Below are 19,864 nucleotides of genomic sequence, written 5' to 3' on the forward strand. Positions count from 1 at the left end.
GCACGACCATGGAAATGACAATCGTATACGGCGTCGGCATGTTTACCGCGACGATACTCGCGCTTGTAGGCATTATTCTTTATGCGCGAACACTATTGGTCAGCAGCGGTGACGTGACGATCGAAATTAACGGCGAGCGCAATATCACTGTGCCCGCTGGGGGGAAGTTGCTCCAGACCCTTTCCGACGCGAATGTGTTCCTCGCCTCGGCCTGCGGTGGGGGTGGAACCTGCGCGCAGTGTAAATGCATCATCAATGAGGGCGGCGGCTCTATGCTGCCCACGGAGGAGTCACACTTTACCCGTCGCGATGCCTCTGATGGTTGGCGCTTATCCTGCCAGACGGCTGTAAAGCAGGACATGAAGATCCAGGTGCCTGAAGAAGTGTTTGGTGTGAAACAGTGGGAGTGCACGGTAGAGAGTAACCCCAATGTGGCGACCTTTATTAAGGAGCTGACACTGCGTCTCCCCGAGGGTGAGAGCGTCAATTTTCGTGCAGGCGGTTATGTGCAGCTTGAGTGCCCACCTCACCTGGTTAACTACAGCGACTTTGATATCGATGAAGAGTACCGCGGTGATTGGGAGCGCTTTGGGTTTTTCAAGATGTCGTCTAAAGTGGATGAGACGGTCATTCGGGCCTACTCCATGGCGAACTACCCGGAAGAAAAAGGCGTCGTTAAGTTCAACATACGTATCGCCACGCCGCCGCCAGGAAGCGAGGGTATTTCTCCTGGACAAATGTCTTCTTGGACATTCGGGCTGAAGCCTGGCGATAAAGTCACCGTGTATGGACCCTTTGGAGAGTTTTTCGCCAAAGATACAGATGCCGAAATCGTGTTTATCGGCGGCGGTGCGGGCATGGCGCCTATGCGTTCGCATATCTTTGATCAGCTTAAGCGTCTTGGCAGTAAACGTAAGATTTCGTTTTGGTACGGTGCGCGTTCGCTGCGGGAGATGTTTTATGTGGAGGACTACGACGGTCTGGCCGCAGAAAATGACAACTTTGACTGGCACGTGGCTTTGTCTGATCCCCAAGCTGAAGATAACTGGGATGGACTGACCGGGTTTATTCATAACGTGCTTTTCGAGGAGTATCTTAAGGAGCACCCAGCTCCAGAGGATTGCGAGTATTACATGTGTGGTCCGCCTATGATGAACGCGGCCGTAATCAAAATGCTGACCGACCTGGGCGTTGAACCCGAAAACATCATGCTGGACGACTTCGGCGGCTGATAAAACGCAGGCTCGCACTCGGGCCTGCAATTGGCGATAGCTATGTTCCGTGCCTCGTTTGCACTGCTCCTCGTGTTCATCGCGGGAGTATCTTTGTCCTCCTGCGACAGTGGTCCCCAGCGTGTAGTGCTTAGTGGCGGCACTATGGGAACCACGTGGTCGGTTATCTATGCGGCTGCTGATTCCAGTCAGGTCACTGACTTTGACCCCGTTTCCCCTGCAGATCTGCAACTATTGATAGAGCGCGAGTTAGAGGCCATCAACCAGTCGCTTTCTACCTATATTCCCGATTCTGAGATCTCACGAGTCAATGCCATCGCGACGGCTGCGCCCGTGATTCTCTCCGAGCGTTTCGCCACCGTGCTCGATGCAGCACTGACTGTGGGTGAGCTCACGGAAGGCGCCTATGACGTTACCGTGGGACCCTTGGTGGAGCTGTGGGGGTTTGGCGCGGGCGCCCGGACCACAAGTCCTCCAGAAGCGTCTGAGATACGCGCAGCGATGGATCTGGTGGGTGCCGACCGTCTTTCCTGGGATCCGCGCACGTCCACGCTAAGCCGCCCCAAGGGTGTGAGAATTGACCTGTCGTCCATTGCCAAAGGCTACGCCGTGGATCAATTGTCCCAGGTTCTTGCCGCGCATGGCATTGTGAGCAGTCTTGTGGAAATTGGCGGTGAACTGCGTGCCTCAGGTGAACGTCCAGAAGGTGGGCCCTGGCGTCTTGCCGTTGAATCCCCTGATCCGAGTCAAGCGCGTTTTATTGAGGCGCTCAGTGTCACAGACGCAGCGGTTGCGACCTCCGGAGACTATCGGAACTTTTTTGAACACGAAGGTCGTCGATACTCGCATCTGGTAGACCCTCGTACCGGCCATCCCGTAGCGCACGAACTGGTTTCGGTGACCGTAATCGACCCGCACTGTATGACGGCCGATGCCCTGGCCACGGCGTTGTTGGTGATGGGCTTGGATGCTGCGCGGGATCTGGCTGAGAAGCAGGGGCTTGCAGCGCATTTTGTTGCTCGGGGTGAGGAGGCGCTTGAGTTACACTATACGCCAGCGTTTGAAGCCTATCGGCAGAATGCCAAAGCGGGGGCTAAGCCCTAGCACGGCGTAGATTCGCAGTCATACTGGAGTTGTTATGGTTTTTGTTTTCGCATTCCTCATCATGGGCTTGATTATGGCCGGTATGGCCATTGGTGCTATGGCAGGTCGCGGACCTTTGAAGGGCTCCTGCGGCGGGCTTGCAGCCGTGGGCATAGAAGGGCGCTGCGATATTTGTGGCGATGACCCCAGTCTCTGTGAACAGCAATCCAGTGGATTAACTCAGTCTAACAATGACGACTCCGGTGCTCGATTCTACGACGCCAGTAAGTAACTTCGCAGTCGTTGAGTAATGGCCTCGTACACTCGGTTTTTGGGCCTGCGCTACGGATTTAGCCGGCAGCGTTCACGTTTCACCGCCTTGGTATCACTAGCTTCTATGCTGGGAATGATGCTCGGAGTTGCGAGTCTCATTACGGTTCTTTCGGTGATGAATGGCTTCGCAGGTGAGCTGCGCGGGCGCATCCTTGCCTTGATTCCTCATGGATACGTAGAGCAAACCCTAGAGCAAAGCACTGACGAAACGGTCGGAGACACGGCGCTCTCAGCCTCATTGTTAACCCACCCGGAGATTTTGGCGGTTGCGCCTTTTATCCGAGAGACGGTGCTTTTTTCGGGACCTTACCGGCAGCAAGGTGCAGTACTTACAGGTATAGATAGCCAGCAGCAGTCTGCGCTTACCGATCTTGAAAAGTTTATGCTCGTGGGAAGTTTGGATGACCTAGAGGCTGATTTCAGCGTCATTCTTGGAAGCTCTTTGGCTCGAATGCTTGGCGTGGTTCCTGGGGATGACTTGCGTGTTGTGCTTCCTCAGGTGAGTACGACCCCGCTGGGCTTGTTTCCACGTTCTCGTTTGCTCACCGTAGTGGGTTTATTCGAGGTTGGCGCCCAACAGGATAGTCTTCTTGCCTACGTGTCTCTGGATAGTGCAGATCGTCTGCTAAAGGCTGGAGGCACCCGAGGTCTGCAAGTCAGAACCCGTGATCTTATGGCCGCGCCCGGATTGCAGGGCTCATTGCAGCCATTGATCGCGGGTCGCGGTGTTTACCGGCCTTGGAGTGAGACGCAGGGCTCCTTGTTTCGGGCGATCCGAATGGAGAAAGTCACAGTCAGCATTTTGTTGCTGGGTGTCGTGCTAGTTGCAGCGTTTAACGTGGTCTCTACCTTGGTGATGGCTGTTACCGAAAAGCGGCGAGATATCGCAGTGCTGCGAACCATGGGCGCGACCCCAGGCGGAATCTCTCGAATTTTTCTCACCCAGGGCCTGGCCTTGGCGTTGCTGGGAGTGCTTGCCGGCACACTCGTTGGCGTCTTGCTGTCAGTTTATGTGGCCGATGTTGTGGACTTCTTCGAGCGGATTTTCGGTTCACGCATTTTTGATCCTTCCGTGTACTTCATTTCTCGGCTTCCCTCGAAGCTCCTATGGTCAGATGTTGTCCTGGTAGCGGGCGCTGCGACTGTATTGAGCGTACTCGCAGCCATTTATCCCGCCTGGCGTGCCAGTCGTATCGCCCCTGCAGAGGTCCTACGTTATGAGTGATTCGGTGGCGCTGCGCTGTACCGATGTTCAAAAGAGCTACGATGACGGTGCCTCTCGCGTCACCGTGCTTCGCGGTGTTGATTTTGCGCTCAACGATGGTGAGAAGGTGGCCATCATCGGCGTATCCGGCTCCGGGAAGTCGACCTTACTCAATCTCCTTGGTGGACTTGATCGAGTGAGTGAGGGAGAGGTTGCCTTGGCGGGTAGGGACCTGGCCACCATGTCCGAGGCCCAGCTCGCGGGATGGCGGAATAAGAATCTAGGCTTTGTATATCAGTTTCATCATTTACTCCCTGAGTTCTCGGCGCTGGAGAACGTTGCGATGCCACAGCTCATAGCTGGGGTTTCCAGACGCGATGCGCAGGCCAGAGCCGCAGAAATGCTCGACGCGGTTGGACTGATTAATCGCAGTTCACATCGACCGGGCCAGCTTTCCGGCGGCGAGCGCCAACGCGTGGCTATTGCGAGAAGTCTGATCAACAGCCCACGTTGCGTGTTGATGGATGAGCCGACGGGGAATCTCGACCCGGAGGCGGCTCAACAAGTTCTGGACCTCATCGATAAGCTTCGGGAGACGCGGAGTGCGTTTGTGGTGGTCACTCACGATCTGAGTGTTGCAGGACATATGCAGCGCGTGCTGCGGCTCACCGATGGACGCCTGGAAGTTGTTCAGTGACTCTTTGGGAAACCCTGCGCATCGCGCTTCGGTACACCTTGGCGTTTGGGCGAGGGCACCTTTCTGTGTTTATGGCCACAGTATCCATGACGGGGCTGATTCTGGGTACCGCGTTGCTGCTCACAGTCTTATCGGTAATGAACGGCTTTGAGCGTGAGATGCGTGAACGTATTCTTGCTTTGGTACCCCATGTCACAGTGCATACCCCAAGCAATAGAGGCGCAGCCCTTGCTCTGGCTGCGCGTCTGCGAGATCTGCCGCGTGTTGCGACAGTGTCGCCTTTTGTCAGCTTTGACGGTATGGCCATTAGAGGGAGAGAGGTAGTCGCAATATCAGGTCTTGGTGTTGATTCAATTCCCAAGGTAACCCCTGCGATGTTGGAACTTCCTGAACTGGCTGAATTGTCCGGTGTTCTGTTGGGTGATTCTGTCGCGAAGCGATTGGGTGTGGAGGCGGGAGACAGCGTTACCATTATTGTTCCTCCCCGGGGGCGAGCTGATCGACGCGGCATATCGACACAGCGTCTAAAGGTCGCAGCGGTGGTCGATACGGGTACCGAGCTTGATGAATCCCTGACACTGATGTCTCTTGATCGCGCCTCGGAACTGGCAGGTCTTGATGGCAGTATCAGTGGCTTGCAACTTCGCTATGTTGATCCCTTTGAGGTGGATAGTTTGTTGCCACAGCTGCGGCGGGAATTGCCTCCGGGAAGCTACGCGACTACTTGGCGAATGACCCATGGCAATCTTTATGCGGCGATCCAATTGTCCCGGGATCTGGTAGTACTTCTTCTTACCTCAATCATTGGTGTGGCTGCATTTAACGTGGTGTCAGCGCTGGTTCTGATTGTTATCGATCAACGCGGTGCCATCGCAATCATGCGCACCTTAGGTGCAACGCCAGGAAACATGGCTTCTATATTTATTGCCCAAGGACTCATCATTGGCGTGCTTGGGTCTGCGATTGGCTGTGCGTTGGGGGCTGCTCTTTGTGGCGCTCTGCCAAGTATCGTGGCGGGCCTTGAGGGGGCGCTCCAGTTTCAATTCCTGAGCACGGATGTGTACCCGGTATCGTTTATTCCGGTCGATTTACGGGGTGGTGATGTAATACTTATCGCAGCTGTCGCGATTGGTATGTGCGTGCTTGCAGCAGTGTATCCGGCCTTGCGCGCGGCGCGCCTTCAGCCAGCTAGCGTTTTGCATCAGGACGTTTGAGCGCGACGCTTCTTGCGCTTTCTCCATTGGCGGGCGACTCGAATTCGCCACAAAACGTTGACTGCAAAATAGCCGAGACTTCCAAAGAACAGGCCGCAAAGCAGGCATCCTACGAGCAATGGACGCCACACTCGCTGCAGTTCTTCTTGCAGCCATTGAACGCTTAGTACGAATTCAACTTCTTTTAGGGGTACATCGATAATCAGTGCGCCAACCTGATAGGCGAGATAGAAAATCGCTGGGACCGTTAGCGGGTTGGTTATCCACACCAGGCCCACCGAAATAGGCAGGTTGCAACGCAGCAGTACCGCCCCTAGCGCTGCAAGGAGCATCTGTCCGGGTACCGGGATGAACGCAAGAAACAAACCCACGAAGAAGGCCATGGACGCCGAGTAACGGTTGAGGTGCCAAAGGTTACTCGCGTAGACCCATTCTCCAAGAATGTCCAGAGCGCCATGCTTGCGGAGCTTGGCGGGCGAGGGCATCAGAGATTTTAGTGTTTTACGCGGCATAGCTCATTGACCGGTACTGCTATTCGCTGAAAAGGTTTGTCGTGCTTCACTCAAACACCGGTTAATTAAAAGAAGACGCCTGTTGGGTGCTTGCCATTATGCCGCTCGAGACCCTTTGATGGTAGGGCCGTACCCGGCTTTACTACTATTGTTGGGCGTCGGTTTTGCTGTTTTGCAACTACCGGTGCTGCCGACCCCGACATTCGTTCAGCTAGCGGCGTTGGTGTTGCTGATAGTGCTGCTCATAGCGCTGCTCCTTTGTTTGTTGTGGCGATCTACTAAGACCCCTGCTTCCACAGCCCTGGAGAGCCTTGTCTTACTAGTGATCCCGGCTGTTATTGTCATCCTGGGCACATTCCATGTGCTGATACCCGCTGCTTACTGGCAGGAGCGGCTACTACCTATTCACTGTGAGCGACAACGTGTCAGGGTGGACGGGGTGATCGACGGACTGATTCATCGCTTCGATAGCGCCGCGGGGGCTCGTGTTCGACTCGATGTTCGCGTTCTCAGCCTGAGTCCCGAACGCTGTGCCGGACCTCGACAACTGCGTGTCTATCTGGACGAGGACATGATCTCGAGCCCCGTCCAGGTGAATGTCGTCAACCGATCTCCGATCAAATCAATGGATAAGTTGGGTGAGATATCATCAGGGTCCCGCCTGATCTTCGATGCTCGACTCCGGCGTCCCTGGGGCTTGGTTAATCCCGCCGCAACAGAGGGAGAGAAGGCATTTCTCGTGGCCAATATTCACGCAATCGGGTCGGTCTCTGAGGTGCATGAACGGTCAAATCCTAGCGGATTATCTCTTGGCTTCTCCGCACGCCTCTACCGAATACGCGACGCACTCTCACACGATATTCAAACACGTATCCCCGGGGAAGTGGGGGCGTTGCTGGCTGCTTTAGCGGTCGGTGATCGACGAGCGATGACACCGGACGTGTGGGCACGTTTACGTCTCTATGGTTTGACCCATTTGTTGGTGATATCAGGTATGCACATAACGCTGCTCGCTCTTCCGGGGTGGTGGTTTGGGTCTGGTTTGAGTCGTGTTTTTGCGCTGCTCTCGTGCGAAGGTATCCACCTTAGATTTTTGCCACCGCTTTTTGCCATGCTTGGGGCAGGGGCCTACGGTCTGCTCTCCGGATTCGCTCTCCCAGCGCAGCGCGCATTGCTGATGCTGGTTCTGGTACTGCTGCCCGGCCTCTGCGGTAGATCGCTGCATTCCGGTCGTGTATTGCCTTTAGCAGGCATTGGCCTCTACGCGCTGAATCCTGTGAGTATTCTTGCGCCGAGCTTTTGGCTGACCTTAGGAGCCGTTGCTTTGCTGCTTTGGTTTACTGCCTGGCGTAACGCCGGGGGAGGGCTGCGCAAAGCCTGGGCTGCCCAGGGGTTCATGCTGGTGGCCATGCTCCCCTTGAGTCTCTTTTGGTTTCAGGAGGCCAGTAGCATCGGTGGTGTAATCAATCTAGTTGCAATACCACTAGTCACTCTCGCTGTAGTGCCCCTGTTACTGATCTCCCTGGTATGGGCGCCAATGCTGGCGAGTGCGGCAGACTTGCATCTGAATGCGGCGGCCACATTGCTCTCGCTATTATGGTCAGCCTTGGGCTATTGGGAGCCCTTTTTGGCCCAATGGAGCGTGCTTCGGGCCAGTATTGACCTTCTGGTATTTATACCAGCGTTAATGGCCATCTTCCTGATGCCTCTGCCACGCTTTGTTCCGAAAAAAGTCATTGTCAGTCTCTTGCTGGCTCCCTTGCTGATGCCCAGTCAAAAGGGCGGGTCAAACATGGTAGAACTCGTGTTTTTCGATGTCGGGCAGGGTACTGCAGTACTTTTGCGTCACGGTGATAAGACCTTGCTTTATGACACCGGAGGCGGATCTCCTGGTGGTCCTGCAACTGCGGCCAGAAGCCTGATTCCAATGTTTCGCAGCCGGGGGATTGATGCTTTGCAGACTTTGGTTATCAGTCATCCCGATCAGGATCACAGCGGCGGCGAAGCGTTGGTGTCTGAGGTGGCTGCGCCAACTCGTGTACGGCGGGGTATCGCTGACGAAGAAGCCGAGAAGTGCCGCCTAGGCGAGGTTGAGCGGTTTGGCGATGCCGTGATCCTGCGCTACCTATCTCAAGGTCTTCCCGGAGACAGCGATAACAATGCTTCCTGTGTGCTGCTGCTCTCGGCTTATGGCAACAACATCCTTCTGGCTGGTGATATCGACGCTCGACGGGAGCGGGATTTACTCGCCTATTGGGGGTCTGAGCTAAAGGTCGATATTCTAATGGCAACTCATCATGGGTCAGCCAGCTCCAATAGTCGTCTGTGGTTGCGCTCCTTGGCGCCAGCTGTGATGGTGGTAACCGCAGGACACAGCAATCGTTTTGGGCATCCGGCAGCTCGAGTGATTGATACGGCGGCTGCCCAGGGGGTTAGGGTGCTCAACACGGCGACTCACGGCGCTGTGATTTTCAGACTTTTGGCAGACGGGAGCGTGCAATGCGAAGCAAGCCGAAATCGCTGGCAGCCATTTTGGCGCCGCGGTGCATCTGATCGCGATTGTCAGCCTCCGCACAGCGTCATCCGCGGGTATAATCAGCGCGACAACTAGAGGAGCCCCACTGTGCTGGAACTCATAACCGCCGGCGGCTGGTTGATGATTATCATCGTTGCCTGCTCGGTCGTGGCAATTGCCATATGTATTGAACGTACTTATGTGTTGAACCGACGCCGGATTTCCCCTCCGCATTTGCTGGCAAGCGTCTGGAAACAACTTAAGGCGGGAGAATTAGACGCAACAAAGCTGCGCAACCTTCGTGATTCATCGCCCCTGGGGCGAATCCTGGCAGCAGGCCTGGCCAACGCGCACCATGGACGCGACGTCATGAAAGAAAGTATTGAAGAAGCTGCGGGCCATGTGATCCATGACCTGGAGCGTTATCTCAACACGCTAGGGACGATTGCAGCAATTGCTCCCTTACTTGGACTTCTCGGTACCGTCGTTGGCATGATTCGCGTGTTCGCCGAAATCATGTCTCAAGGCACGGGGAATGCAAGTGCTCTTGCCGGGGGTATTTCTGAAGCTCTGATCACTACGGCAGCCGGACTGAGCGTGGCGATTCCTGCCCTGGTGATGCATCGTTACTTCAGTGGACGAATCGATGGAATCGTCATTGAGTTGGAGCAGCAGACTATCAAGCTGGTGGACGCTTTACATGCAAGGGACGAGGAGCGTAAATCGGCGTGAAGTTTCGTCGACAAAGCCGTGAAGAGCTCAACGTCAATCTCACACCACTGATTGATGTGGTGTTCTTGTTGCTTATCTTCTTCATGGTGTCCACCACGTTCACAAGGGAGACCCAGCTGTCGGTCGATTTGCCTGAAGCGACGGGTCTGGTTCGTGATGAAGTAGAGAAACAAGTGGAAATTCTCATTGATGAGGATGGGAACTATCGGGTTAACGGCCGTGCACTGGTTGATAGGAGTATGCGCACATTGCAGGCAGCGGTTTACAAAGTTTCAGAAGGTGATACGACCCTGCCTTTGGTGATCTCTGCCGATGCGCAGGCGGCCCACGAATCGGTGGTTCGAGCAATGGATGCTGCGGGCCAAATGGGATTCAGTCGCTTGAGTATCGCAACTGTTCAGCCAACGTCACAGGCGCCCTGAGTACTATGTTTGACCGTGCAGCACTGGCCATGGAACGCGCTTGGTTCCAACCGCCGAGATTTTTGCTTTTGTTGTTGCCTCTGGAATGGTTGTTCGCCGGCCTCACGGCTTTTCGCCGCGTCGCATATCGCAAAGGCTGGTTCACCAGTGGCCACCCGGGCGTTCCGGTGATCGTGGTGGGGAACCTCAGCGTGGGTGGCACTGGTAAGACGCCGGTTGTTCTGGGTATCACGCAATCACTCATGGAGCATGGATATACGGTAGCGGTGGTCAGCCGAGGATACGCGGGGTCGGCCACAGGAACCGTGCAGGTAACCCCGGACAGCGATTATCGGGAGGTCGGCGATGAGGCGCTGCTAATTGCTAAAAACACGCATGGCCTGGTCCTTGTGGGCCGAGATCGACTCGCTGCTGCAAAGCGAGCTGTAGAGTTGGGTGCCGAAGTGATCGTCTCAGACGATGGCCTTCAGCACTATGCACTGCAACGTGATGTGGAGGTCGTTACCAGTGATGCGGTCCTGGGATTTGGTAATGCTCATCTTTTGCCGGTGGGCCCCCTGCGGGAGCCTCTTCGACGATTAGCTACGGTAGATTTTTTTCTGCAGCGAGGAGGCCAGGATTCGCACTCTGGCACGGTTTATCGAGCGAAGCATTTTCGTCGTTTTTCGGACGGAGCAATTCGTGATACCGATGACCCCGGGTTTGGTCCTTCAGTACATGCAAGCGCAGCGATAGCGCACCCCCAGCGTTTTTTTGATGATTTGCGTGCGCTCGGAATGGAGCCCATTGAACATCGATTTGTAGATCACAGGGCTTTTGCCGAGAGCGACTTTGACGGCCTGGACGATCTTCCCGTGGTAATGACAGCGAAGGATGCAGTGAAGTGTCCTGATGTTCTGCCTTGTGATGCTTGGATTTTGGATATGGAAATTCAGTTCCCCAAAGATTTTATCCAGCAACTGATGCAACGCGCAGGATTGCTTCACGAACCATCTGATGTCGATGTGCAGGACAGTCCTGGCAAAGAAACAGTTCCCGAAGAACGACAGTCAGGCGGAGATTCACTATGAGCTTTGTTGTGGTTATCCCCGCGCGCTACGCATCGACTCGGCTGCCGGGTAAGCCTTTATCGATGATTGCCGGCAAAACGATGCTGCAGCATGTTTGGGAGCGGGCTAAGACTTCGCAAGCCAGCCGCGTGGTAGTTGCTACGGATGACTCGCGTATTGCGTCGGTTTGCGCCGAATTTGATGCCGAATGCCTGATGACGAATCCTGATCATGCCAGTGGTACTGATCGATTGGCCGAGGTCGCGAAGCAACTAGCGCTGTCTGATGATCAGATCGTGGTGAACGTGCAGGGCGATGAGCCGTTGATCCCAGCTAAAGTGATTGACCAGGTAGCGCAGAATCTTGCCAGGGAAGAGACCGCGAGTATTGCGACTTTGTGTGAGGCAATTTCTGATGTTTCCGTCCTTTGCGATCCTAATGCCGTGAAGGTTGTGTTCGACGAACGAGGGAAGGCGCTCTACTTCAGTCGCGCGAGTATTCCCTGGCCTCGGGATTACGCCTGGGAGTCGGTTGAGATGCCCGCTGGACAGTGGTTTCGCCATATTGGTTTATACGCGTACCGTGCAGCGTTTCTGAGTCGTTACACGCAGTGGCAGCCGGCATCTATGGAGACAACGGAGTCTCTTGAGCAATTGCGTGCCTTGTATAAGGGTGAAGGTATTCACGTGGAGCCGGCGTGTGAGCCTGTCCCCGGTGGTATCGATACACCTGAAGACCTCCAGAGAGTTCGCAGACAGTTCGGTGACCTGTCTACGCACGCGACAATGATCAATACAGCAGCAGTGACGAAGACAGCGAGTGAGTGATTTTTATGCTCAGGGTCAGGCCGATGCTATTGCAAACACGCTCGCATTGCCGTGCACGGCTCGCAGACTGGTAACCGTCTGTGGCGCTCAGGATGTGCTCGCAGCAATAGCATGGGCTAAAGAGACAGGTTTGCCGCTTATGCCTCTGGGCCAGGGAAGTAATGTCGTACTGCCGCCGATGCTTGAAGCTGCTGTGCTCAAAGTCTCAGATGCCACTGTGAGCTTGCTGTCTGACACACAAAGTGCGGTCACGCTTCGGGTCGGGGCGGGAAAGGGCTGGCATGAGCTGGTCGCCGAAACACTCGATAGCGGTTTTTACGGGCTTGAAAACCTGGCTCTTATTCCTGGGTTGGTAGGCGCTGCGCCAGTGCAGAATATCGGCGCCTACGGCAGAGAGTTTGCCGAGTTTGTCGTCGCAGTTCACGGTTTTGATCTTGTCACAGGGGCCGCGCAAACACTGGCCGCGGCTGAATGCGAGTTTGGCTATCGCGATAGTGTGTTTAAGCAAGGGCTTCAGGATCGATTTTTGATCACTGCGGTCGATATCAAGCTGTCTCGGACAGCGGTTATAAGCATTGATTATCCGGTGCTGAAGTCTCGATTAAGCCATCGAGCAGTGTCGGCCAAAGCCGTGTTTGAGACTGTTGTAGCCCTTCGCCGCGAGCGATTGCCTGATCCTTGGAAAAATCCGAATGCGGGAAGCTTCTTTAAGAATCCCATTCTGTCGGCACAACAGCTACTGGACCTACAAAGCGTCGAACCCAAGGTGCCAGTGTATCCACAAGCTGATGGGCAGTTCAAAGTATCGGCTGCCTGGCTGATAGAGCGAGCCGGGTTGCGAGGTTGTGCCAAAGGTGCCGCAACGATTTCTGATCAGCATGCATTGGTGTTAGTCACCGATGGCAAAGCGAAGCAAAGCGACGTGCTCGAGCTTGCCAGACATGTTCAGGATGTGGTCGAAGACCAGTTCTCAGTAGCGCTAGAGCCTGAACCACGGATCTATGGCTGAGTCAGGAGTAGACAAAATTGGGTTTGATTCCGAAGCGTTCCTGGCGACACTGACGACGCGTTGCGGCGTTTATCAAATGTACGATGGCGATGGGGAATTGCTTTATGTTGGTAAAGCAAGGAACTTAAAGAATCGAGTCGCTAGCTACTTTCGCAATAGTGGATTGAATGCGAAGACGGTCGCACTGGTGATGCGAATTCGTGAGATTCAAGTCACGGTAACATCGACTGAAGCGGATGCGCTGCTTCTTGAACACAATCTCATCAAGACACACAAACCGCCGTACAACATTCTGTTAAGGGATGATAAGTCCTACCCCTATATTTTTCTCTCCAGCGAGGATCGCTTTCCTCGGCTCACTGTGCATCGGGGTCGCAAACGCAAAAAAGGTCGGTACTTTGGGCCTTATCCCAGTGCTGGGGCCGTGCGACAGTCTATGCACTTTCTGCAGAAGGTTTTTAAGGTTCGGCAGTGCGAGGACAGCTACTTTCGCAATCGGTCCCGACCTTGCCTCCAACACCAGATTGATCGCTGTACTGCGCCGTGCGTAGACCTCGTATCAACGGAAGATTACGCCGAGCAGGTCGAGAAAACAGAATTGTTCTTGCTGGGTAAGTCTCGCGAGCTTCAGATACGTCTTGCAGACGATATGGAAACAGCAGCGGCAGAGCTTGCCTACGAAAAGGCCGCCTTGCTTCGCGATCAAATACAGCATTTACAGCAAGTGCAAAACACACAGGGCATCGAAGGAGGACATGGTGATCTCGATGTCGTTGCTGCGTCTATGGAAGGCGGCCAGTGCTGTCTTCAAGTCCTGTTTGTGCGCGATGCCCGAGTGTTAGGTAGCAAATCGTTCTATCCCAAGCTGCGTTTAGAGAACACCGAGGCCGAGGTGTTAGAAGCCTTCTTGCCTCAGTTTTATCTTAATGGTGAGCAGCGCATTCCCCCGGAGCTACTTGTCAGTCATACACCCGATAACGCGGCGACATTGGCTGAAGTCTTCAGTGGTCGAGCGGAACGTAAGGTTGTAATTAGGCAGCGTGTTCGTCAGGCAAGAGCTCGGTGGCTGCAACTTGCCGTACAAACCGCGCAGACAAACCTCATTGCACATCTTGCGGGGAAAAAGACCGTACAAGAGCGTTTGCAAGTGCTCCAAGAAGCACTTGAAATGGAAGTCCACCCACAGCGTATCGAGTGTTTCGACATTAGCCACAGTAGTGGAGAGGCCACCGTAGCCTCTTGCGTGGTCTTTGATGCCAACGGAGCACGTAAGTCCGACTATCGTCGCTTTAATATTGATAACATCGAAGGCGGGGACGATTATGCCGCGATGCATCAGGCCCTCACGCGGCGTTTCCGAAGGCTGAAGGATGAGGGCGCCGAGCTTCCGGATGTTTTGCTGATTGATGGCGGGAAAGGGCAGGTGACCCAGGCACTGTCGGTACTCAAGGAGTTAGGCGTTAAGGGTATTGAGGTCGTAGGGGTTGCCAAAGGCACCACTCGCAAGGCCGGCTTTGAGACGCTGATTCTGGGAGACAGTGGGCTCGAGTTGCAGCTGCCCTCTGACAACCCCGCATTACATTTAATCCAGCAAATACGTGACGAAGCACATCGTTTTGCAATCACCGGGCATCGAAATCGTCGCGACAAGCAGCGGAGACGGTCGGCGCTGGAGTCTATTGCCGGTGTAGGGGCTAAACGTCGCCGCGAGCTGCTGCGACATTTTGGCAGTGCAGGCGCTGTGGAGAATGCCAGTGTGGAAGAGCTGCGAAAGATACCAGGCATCAGTGCTAACATTGCGCAAACAATTTATGACCACTTACACGGAGTAGGAGAATGAGGCATTGAGGTCGGGAGGGGCGTTTACGTGTCTCTGAATATACCTAATTCACTGACCTTACTGCGGATCCTGTTGATTCCGGTAATGGTCGCTGTGTTCTATATGCCCTTCGAAGGTCATCTGTTAGCCGCAGCTGGTATTTTTGCGGTGGCAGCGATTACTGATTGGTTCGATGGATACCTCGCCCGACGACTCGGCCAAATGACGTCCTTCGGCGCGTTTTTGGATCCGGTGGCGGATAAGCTCATGGTTGCCGTGGCTCTGGTGTTACTGGTTGAGCGGCACAATGATCTTCTCTTTACCTTGGCTGCCTGCGTCATCATTGGCCGTGAAATCGTTGTGTCAGCGCTTAGAGAGTGGATGGCTGAGTTAGGAAAAAGAACATCCGTCGCTGTCTCGATGATCGGAAAAGTAAAAACGGGCTTTCAGATGGTATCTATCGTGGTATTGCTAGCGGTGGATGCGCAGCGTGATGGTAGTGAGATACTGGCGCTGGGTGTTTTGCTGCTTTATATCGCAGCGGCGTTGACTATATGGTCGATGTGGCAGTACCTTCGCGCCGCGCAGCAGGTATTGGCCGAAGAGCCTCCAGAGTGACTGTATTCATCACTGTTTCGGCTTGACTCATATTAATCAAACCCTACAATACGCGTCCCGCTGGAAAGCGGAGATCTCAGCGGGAATAGCTCAGTTGGTAGAGCGCAACCTTGCCAAGGTTGAGGTCGCCGGTTCGAATCCGGTTTCCCGCTCCAAGTTTTGAGGCTCGGTGGCAGAGTGGTCATGCAGCGGATTGCAAATCCGTCAACGCCGGTTCGATTCCGACCCGAGCCTCCATCTATTTAATGAAATCAATGGCTTACAGGGTAATTTAATATTTACCCTACATAAGGCCTTACATGGCTGAAGCGGTAGGGGGGTGGCTCCACTCGCGCACCGCAGGGGCTGACGGTAGGATCGCTGAAGGAGCAGCGTAGCGGTCAGGTAGTAGACCAGTCAGCGCTGTGGCGGGGGACATCAGATGCGGGCGTCAGCTTTCTTTACATATCACCAAGGATGACAACCCCGTCAGCAACGATGCCCGCGCCAACGTGTTGTAAAATATAGCTAAAGACACCCGTGGTCGCGTTCTTGCACAGTGTTCTCACTAGTTCACCCTGTTGGCGATAAAACAATGAAAAAAGCTTTGTTTGCGATTCCACTCTGGCTCTTGATGCTCGCGCCCATGGCGGATGCATTGCCTATTACCTTAGACACGGGAGAGTCGATAGTTTTGAATTTCGACTTTAGCGCTTTCACTGCTCCACTGAGCGAGCCAGTCGTTTCGTTGTTCAATACAGACGCGGGGCTTTTTAATTACTTCGGTGGTTTAAATGCCACAGGAGCGAGCCTTTCATCTGGTGACTTCGTTGATGCTACTATTCCCGTGCTCGGCCTTGCAGATATCCTTGACGGTATTTTTTCCGTCTCTTACACCGCCATAAGTGACGACTCTACTTTCGATCGTCTTGCGTGGGGTTTCTTAGACGGGGATCAAAGCCGCATAAGTTTGGACGCGGAGCTGGCGGCTGTTCCAGTTCCTGCAACTCTCGCCCTAATAGGCCTCGGTCTAGCTGGACTCGGCTGGAAGCGCCGTAGGGCTTAACTCAAACTCCTGGTGTACAAGGCCCGCCAAGTGCGGGCTTTTTTGTGCCTGAGAAAAGCCCCATTCACGCACCGCAGGGGCTGCAGTTAGAACAATAGGATTCTGCTCCGCGCTAAAGACTGCCTTGAGGTGGAAGCGGAAGTTTTCACGTCTCACATCAGGTCTCGTCCAACGGCAGCTTTCGCCTAGCAAAAGGCATGGCTTTGATCGTACTCTGTGAAAAAGATTTTGAAGGCGTCGATATGACCGAGAAAGAAATTGTGGATTTAATTTTCATTATCTATGACAGATATTGGACCGTTTTACAGTGGTGGGCTAGCGTCTCTTTTGGTCTGATCCTCGTCGCTCATTTCGCGGTAGAGAAATTGAAGTTAACTTGGATCGTCGGAATCATTGCGCTTTACACGACGTATTCCGCATGGATTTGGATACTCCTCGCCTACAATATCTCTATGGTGTATGGATACGGTAGCGACTTACTAGCACTCAGCACCACAGGACCATTGTCCGAGGGCACGAAGGCGGTATTGAGTTTTCCGTACCTAATCCAAGGTACGGTGCTTGGCTGGGTCGCGCTGTCGGCTACATTTGTATTGTGTAACGGATACCTCATATATACATATTTTAGAATGCGCGGCAAACAATCCACCTAGGATAGCCAACTAGTTTCAAAGCGATAGCGCCGTAACGTTGGGCGTCTGTTACGACCGTCAACGATCAGTCGTGAGATCAAAAGGAACGGTGGAACAGATGAATATAGAGCCACTCTCGCTATGTGATGCTGGCAAAGATCGATAAGAAGAACAGTGAGACGGTTGTTAATGTTCTGATTAAGCAGTCCCAAAAGTTGCCGAGTGATTTGTATCAATCACTCACCTGGGATCGTGGAACAGAAATGACTAGGCATCGGCAATTCACGCTTGAGACGAACATCAAGGTCTACTTCTGTGATCCCAAGAGTCCGTGGCAACGAGGTTCTAACGAAAACACCAATCGTCTGCTGCGCGAGTATCTCCCGAAATACACAGATCTATCGATTTATTCGAAGGCTGAGTTGGACCGGGTAGCTAGGCAGCTAAACGAACGTCCGAGAAAGACCTTGGAGTATGAAACACCGGCTGCTAGATTTAACGCCTGTGTTGCAACGACGGGTTGAATTGGCACCTAATGGCGGACATAGGTCTATTCTTGTCTCTAAATATATAATAGAGCAACCGGCAATGACTTTTGAGCAGCTTGGAAACTTAGGTGAATTTATTGCAGCTATCGCGACAGTAGCAACTCTCGTGTATTTGACTTTACAGATCCGCCAAAATACATCTGCACTCCAAACTACTTCACATCAAGCGGCTACTCATGACGCTTATGACTTTACCGCTCGCATCGCCGGGGACGCCGACGTTGCTCGAGTATTTAATACAGGAAGTCGCGATTGGGACAGTTTGAGCGCTGAAGATCGTCTTAGATTTTCTATGCTGCTATTCGGAGTTTTCTTCAATTTTCAGAACATGTACGCGCTCTACAAAAGTCATGGTATCGACGAAGAATACTGGAATAGTCAATTTGCAGTGATGATGTGGTTCATGAGCTTTCCCGGCGTCATACGTTGGTGGCAGGCTGGGAAAGTCCGTCTTAGAAGCAGTTTCGTCGTATTCGTCGACCAAGTAATTAAATAGATTTTAGGGCGAAAGAAGCTTTTTTCCCTATGAAGCGGAAGCGGAAGTTTTCACGGCTCACACCAAGCCTCGTCCAACGGCAGCTTCCGCCTAGTTTGAGACATTAGGGCTATACGGTGCCGAGGGGCCGCTCCTACTCATTCCGGCCGCTCAGGAATGGTCAGCTACACTGATCCCGCAGGCCGCTTTCGGCTTATAGTTGCCACCCTTGAAGCACCTAGGGCTCCGACTTAGGAGGCGCCCAAGGCTTCATACATTGAGCCCATTCAGCCTTTCAGTTTCGCTTCGAGGTGATTCATAAGCTCACCCATTTGGTCGCTTGGGCTGAACTCAATTGCCTCGTAATCCTCGTCAACTCTAACAGTGTGTCCTGGCGGCCAGTAGTAAACCTCGCCAGCGTTGACCGTTTCTTCGGTGCCGTCTGCATACGTCACATGAATGGAACCTTTAACCACTGTTCCCCAATGCGGGCACTGACATAGATTATTCGGCAATCCCTCGAGCAGCGGCGTGGCGTCTGCACCAGCAGGAAACCGGATGCGAGCGACGTTAATATCGCCCCAGTCCTGGCCCTGAAAGCAGATGTCGCCAGCTTCGAGGCGAGTTGGCAATTCGTTCTTCGTCATCTTCATGAGCATTCCTTTTCTTCATGTCCTGGCAGGACACTTACCAGTACTGTACCCCTACACTACGCAAGTCGGATAGTCAATGGAAAGTGGGGAGAGTCACTTGCTGTAGCACCTAGCAAAAGTAGCGGCAGGCTGGTCAATGCAAGAATTTTAGACCGCTTTCGCCTAGGAGCGGACTGGGTAATTTGACGGCGTTGGTATTCTCTACTATTTAATAAGGTTATCTGAATCTCCACGGAAGGGTGACCCCATGAAGCGATTTACTCTGATGCTTTTGGCTGTTTTCATTATCAGCATCAGCTTCATGAGGCCCTTTGCAAAAGAGCTTGTGCGAAGAGCTGTTGGGTTGCTCTTTCTTGTCTCATTGGCTGCTGAAGCGAGCGCTATTACATATCTTGTTGACCGCGATTTTGGCATCGATGGCAAAGTTGTAGGGTACATAACAACCGATGGCACCATAGGAACTTTAGCTTCAGCCAATATTGTAGATTGGAACCTCTATACTGAGGATGGGGTATCTGTGCTAAGCCAGCGAGGCCCGCTCAATGCAACCAACGAAGGATTGGACCCCGCTAACTGGGGTGTTTTGGTACGAGGCGCCGCCCTCACAGCGACTGCCACAGAGCTAAGTTTCGATTTTGGTTCGGTAGGGAATGATTTAGTTATTTTCCAGGTAGCCCCACTCGGCAATGCCACTGATTATTATTGCCTAGCTGCGAATGCCGACGGTACTTGTCTTAATCCTGCTTCGGAAAGTATAGATATCAACGGCCCTTCAGCGCCTCATCCATCCTTATCGCATACAGGTCTGGTATCCATTGGCGTTATTGATAGTGGGCCGTGCACCGACACAGATGGAGATGGCTTCTGCGATGACGAGGATGTTTGTCCACGGGACAATCCTAACGACACCGATGGTGACGGAGTATGTGACAGCGATGATCCTTGCCCTTTGGATAATCCCGACGATGCTAATGCTGATGGTGTGTGTGACACAACAGCCCCTGTCGACGATTGCTCCTCACTAGAGCCAGGAAGGCTCAGAGGGCTGTGTAACGCGTACTGTGAGGCAACAAACTGCGATGGCGAGCATAAGGCTTCAGATAGGGCGTGCAACAGATTGATGGGCCGCTATCTTGTTGCCTCTGATGGTGAAATGCCTCCGTGCGCAGTTGATGCGGAACCTTAGGCTAAGTAATCAGTAATGTGTTTCGACGTCCGCTTTGAGGTGTTCAGAGAAGTCGCCAG

Annotated in this window: 20 protein-coding genes, 2 tRNA genes and 1 pseudogene; 21 read left to right on the forward strand and 2 right to left on the reverse strand. The window is 53.5% G+C overall.

Translation table 11 applies throughout. The annotated features are described in order from the left end of the window. Positions 1–8: 8 nt before the first annotated feature. From nqrF to ACI9KD_RS06950, 6 genes are read left to right on the forward strand one after another with little or no spacing between them, the layout of a single operon-like run. Positions 9–1,232: an NADH:ubiquinone reductase (Na(+)-transporting) subunit F gene (gene nqrF / locus ACI9KD_RS06925; protein ID WP_414980430.1), complete on the forward strand. Its 1,224-nt coding sequence runs from the start codon at positions 9–11 to the stop codon at positions 1,230–1,232. A 42-nt stretch (positions 1,233–1,274) separates the two neighbouring features. Next, positions 1,275–2,336 carry an FAD:protein FMN transferase gene (locus ACI9KD_RS06930; RefSeq protein ID WP_414980431.1) on the forward strand — a complete coding sequence of 354 codons (1,062 nt, stop codon included), beginning with the start codon at positions 1,275–1,277 and terminating at the stop codon, positions 2,334–2,336. Positions 2,337–2,370: 34 nt separating this feature from the next. Beyond that, positions 2,371–2,607: a (Na+)-NQR maturation NqrM gene (nqrM, locus tag ACI9KD_RS06935; RefSeq protein ID WP_414980432.1), complete on the forward strand. Its 237-nt coding sequence runs from the start codon at positions 2,371–2,373 to the stop codon at positions 2,605–2,607. An 18-nt stretch (positions 2,608–2,625) separates the two neighbouring features. Further along, a complete protein-coding gene (locus tag ACI9KD_RS06940; RefSeq protein WP_414980433.1) occupies positions 2,626–3,873 on the forward strand; it encodes a lipoprotein-releasing ABC transporter permease subunit in 1,248 nt (415 codons plus the stop codon). Continuing rightward, positions 3,866–4,549 (forward strand): ABC transporter ATP-binding protein, encoded by a 684-nt coding sequence (locus ACI9KD_RS06945; protein ID WP_414980434.1) that lies wholly within the window; start codon positions 3,866–3,868, stop codon positions 4,547–4,549. The genes ACI9KD_RS06940 and ACI9KD_RS06945 overlap by 8 nt, the downstream gene beginning before the upstream one ends. Continuing rightward, the gene (locus tag ACI9KD_RS06950; protein WP_414980435.1) at positions 4,546–5,763 is read left to right on the forward strand and encodes an FtsX-like permease family protein; all 1,218 of its coding nucleotides are present in this window, start codon (positions 4,546–4,548) and stop codon (positions 5,761–5,763) included. Before ACI9KD_RS06945 ends, ACI9KD_RS06950 begins: the two co-directional genes overlap by 4 nt. Here the strand turns inward: ACI9KD_RS06950 and ACI9KD_RS06955 are convergent. Further along, entirely contained in the window at positions 5,751–6,275 is a 525-nt protein-coding gene (locus ACI9KD_RS06955; RefSeq protein WP_414980436.1) for a DUF2062 domain-containing protein, read from the reverse strand. The genes ACI9KD_RS06950 and ACI9KD_RS06955 overlap by 13 nt on opposite strands. Positions 6,276–6,357: 82 nt before the next feature. Between ACI9KD_RS06955 and ACI9KD_RS06960 the strand changes: the two genes are divergently transcribed. The 14 genes and pseudogenes from ACI9KD_RS06960 (at position 6,358) to ACI9KD_RS07025 (ending at position 17,987) form a co-directional block, all read left to right on the forward strand. Then, positions 6,358–8,886, forward strand: a complete 2,529-nt coding sequence (locus ACI9KD_RS06960) for a DNA internalization-related competence protein ComEC/Rec2 (protein WP_414980437.1) — start codon at positions 6,358–6,360, stop codon at positions 8,884–8,886. 12 nt (positions 8,887–8,898) lie between these two features. Then, a complete protein-coding gene (locus ACI9KD_RS06965; RefSeq protein ID WP_414980438.1) occupies positions 8,899–9,522 on the forward strand; it encodes a MotA/TolQ/ExbB proton channel family protein in 624 nt (207 codons plus the stop codon). Beyond that, positions 9,519–9,944, forward strand: a complete 426-nt coding sequence (locus tag ACI9KD_RS06970; protein ID WP_414980439.1) for an ExbD/TolR family protein — start codon at positions 9,519–9,521, stop codon at positions 9,942–9,944. The genes ACI9KD_RS06965 and ACI9KD_RS06970 overlap by 4 nt, the downstream gene beginning before the upstream one ends. Positions 9,945–9,949: 5 nt before the next feature. After that, positions 9,950–11,014 carry a tetraacyldisaccharide 4'-kinase gene (gene lpxK / locus ACI9KD_RS06975; RefSeq protein WP_414980440.1) on the forward strand — a complete coding sequence of 355 codons (1,065 nt, stop codon included), beginning with the start codon at positions 9,950–9,952 and terminating at the stop codon, positions 11,012–11,014. Beyond that, a complete protein-coding gene (kdsB, locus tag ACI9KD_RS06980) occupies positions 11,011–11,820 on the forward strand; it encodes a 3-deoxy-manno-octulosonate cytidylyltransferase (RefSeq protein WP_414980441.1) in 810 nt (269 codons plus the stop codon). The genes lpxK and kdsB overlap by 4 nt, the downstream gene beginning before the upstream one ends. Beyond that, positions 11,813–12,829, forward strand: a complete 1,017-nt coding sequence (murB, locus tag ACI9KD_RS06985; protein ID WP_414980442.1) for a UDP-N-acetylmuramate dehydrogenase — start codon at positions 11,813–11,815, stop codon at positions 12,827–12,829. The genes kdsB and murB overlap by 8 nt, the downstream gene beginning before the upstream one ends. After that, complete coding sequence (uvrC, locus tag ACI9KD_RS06990) at positions 12,822–14,669, forward strand: excinuclease ABC subunit UvrC (protein WP_414980443.1); 1,848 nt, start codon at positions 12,822–12,824, stop codon at positions 14,667–14,669. The genes murB and uvrC overlap by 8 nt, the downstream gene beginning before the upstream one ends. Before the next feature lie 33 nt (positions 14,670–14,702). Then, positions 14,703–15,266 (forward strand): CDP-diacylglycerol--glycerol-3-phosphate 3-phosphatidyltransferase, encoded by a 564-nt coding sequence (pgsA, locus tag ACI9KD_RS06995; RefSeq protein WP_414980449.1) that lies wholly within the window; start codon positions 14,703–14,705, stop codon positions 15,264–15,266. Positions 15,267–15,345: 79 nt separating this feature from the next. Further along, a tRNA-Gly gene (locus ACI9KD_RS07000) sits at positions 15,346–15,421 on the forward strand. A gap of 8 nt (positions 15,422–15,429) precedes the next feature. Next, a tRNA-Cys gene (locus ACI9KD_RS07005) sits at positions 15,430–15,503 on the forward strand. A gap of 337 nt (positions 15,504–15,840) precedes the next feature. Then, a complete protein-coding gene (locus ACI9KD_RS07010) occupies positions 15,841–16,311 on the forward strand; it encodes a PEP-CTERM sorting domain-containing protein (RefSeq protein ID WP_414980444.1) in 471 nt (156 codons plus the stop codon). A 197-nt stretch (positions 16,312–16,508) separates the two neighbouring features. Then, on the forward strand, positions 16,509–16,964 hold the full coding sequence (locus tag ACI9KD_RS07015) for a hypothetical protein (RefSeq protein WP_414980445.1): 456 nt from the start codon (positions 16,509–16,511) through the stop codon (positions 16,962–16,964). A 110-nt stretch (positions 16,965–17,074) separates the two neighbouring features. Further along, a pseudogene (locus tag ACI9KD_RS07020) lies at positions 17,075–17,467 on the forward strand (IS30 family transposase); the annotation flags it as partial. Positions 17,468–17,531: 64 nt separating this feature from the next. Beyond that, positions 17,532–17,987 carry a hypothetical protein gene (locus tag ACI9KD_RS07025; protein WP_414980446.1) on the forward strand — a complete coding sequence of 152 codons (456 nt, stop codon included), beginning with the start codon at positions 17,532–17,534 and terminating at the stop codon, positions 17,985–17,987. 266 nt (positions 17,988–18,253) lie between these two features. Here the strand turns inward: ACI9KD_RS07025 and ACI9KD_RS07030 are convergent, their stop codons facing one another. Continuing rightward, a complete protein-coding gene (locus ACI9KD_RS07030) occupies positions 18,254–18,619 on the reverse strand; it encodes a cupin domain-containing protein (RefSeq protein WP_414980447.1) in 366 nt (121 codons plus the stop codon). A gap of 247 nt (positions 18,620–18,866) precedes the next feature. Between ACI9KD_RS07030 and ACI9KD_RS07035 the strand changes: the two genes are divergently transcribed. Next, a complete protein-coding gene (locus ACI9KD_RS07035) occupies positions 18,867–19,805 on the forward strand; it encodes a hypothetical protein (RefSeq protein ID WP_414980448.1) in 939 nt (312 codons plus the stop codon). Positions 19,806–19,864 lie beyond the last annotated feature (59 nt).

Origin of the sequence: Congregibacter sp. (assembly GCF_047617445.1) — a bacterium.
Classification (GTDB): Bacteria; Pseudomonadota; Gammaproteobacteria; order Pseudomonadales; family Halieaceae; genus Congregibacter.

Excerpts from the sequence above, each read along its gene's own strand:
- ACI9KD_RS06955 (WP_414980436.1), bottom strand. The coding sequence starts at position 6,275 with ATGCCGCGTAAAACACTAAAATCTCTGATGCCCTCGCCCGCCAAGCTC.
- ACI9KD_RS07010 (WP_414980444.1), top strand. The coding sequence starts at position 15,841 with ATGAAAAAAGCTTTGTTTGCGATTCCACTCTGGCTCTTGATGCTCGCG.
- ACI9KD_RS07025 (WP_414980446.1), top strand. The coding sequence starts at position 17,532 with ATGACTTTTGAGCAGCTTGGAAACTTAGGTGAATTTATTGCAGCTATC.
- ACI9KD_RS06940 (WP_414980433.1), top strand. The coding sequence starts at position 2,626 with ATGGCCTCGTACACTCGGTTTTTGGGCCTGCGCTACGGATTTAGCCGG.
- kdsB (WP_414980441.1), top strand. The coding sequence starts at position 11,011 with ATGAGCTTTGTTGTGGTTATCCCCGCGCGCTACGCATCGACTCGGCTG.
- nqrM (WP_414980432.1), top strand. The coding sequence starts at position 2,371 with ATGGTTTTTGTTTTCGCATTCCTCATCATGGGCTTGATTATGGCCGGT.
- lpxK (WP_414980440.1), top strand. The coding sequence starts at position 9,950 with ATGTTTGACCGTGCAGCACTGGCCATGGAACGCGCTTGGTTCCAACCG.
- nqrF (WP_414980430.1), top strand. The coding sequence starts at position 9 with ATGGAAATGACAATCGTATACGGCGTCGGCATGTTTACCGCGACGATA.
- uvrC (WP_414980443.1), top strand. The coding sequence starts at position 12,822 with ATGGCTGAGTCAGGAGTAGACAAAATTGGGTTTGATTCCGAAGCGTTC.
- ACI9KD_RS07035 (WP_414980448.1), top strand. The coding sequence starts at position 18,867 with ATGAAGCGATTTACTCTGATGCTTTTGGCTGTTTTCATTATCAGCATC.
- ACI9KD_RS06930 (WP_414980431.1), top strand. The coding sequence starts at position 1,275 with ATGTTCCGTGCCTCGTTTGCACTGCTCCTCGTGTTCATCGCGGGAGTA.
- ACI9KD_RS07030 (WP_414980447.1), bottom strand. The coding sequence starts at position 18,619 with ATGAAGATGACGAAGAACGAATTGCCAACTCGCCTCGAAGCTGGCGAC.
- ACI9KD_RS07015 (WP_414980445.1), top strand. The coding sequence starts at position 16,509 with ATGGCTTTGATCGTACTCTGTGAAAAAGATTTTGAAGGCGTCGATATG.
- ACI9KD_RS06945 (WP_414980434.1), top strand. The coding sequence starts at position 3,866 with ATGAGTGATTCGGTGGCGCTGCGCTGTACCGATGTTCAAAAGAGCTAC.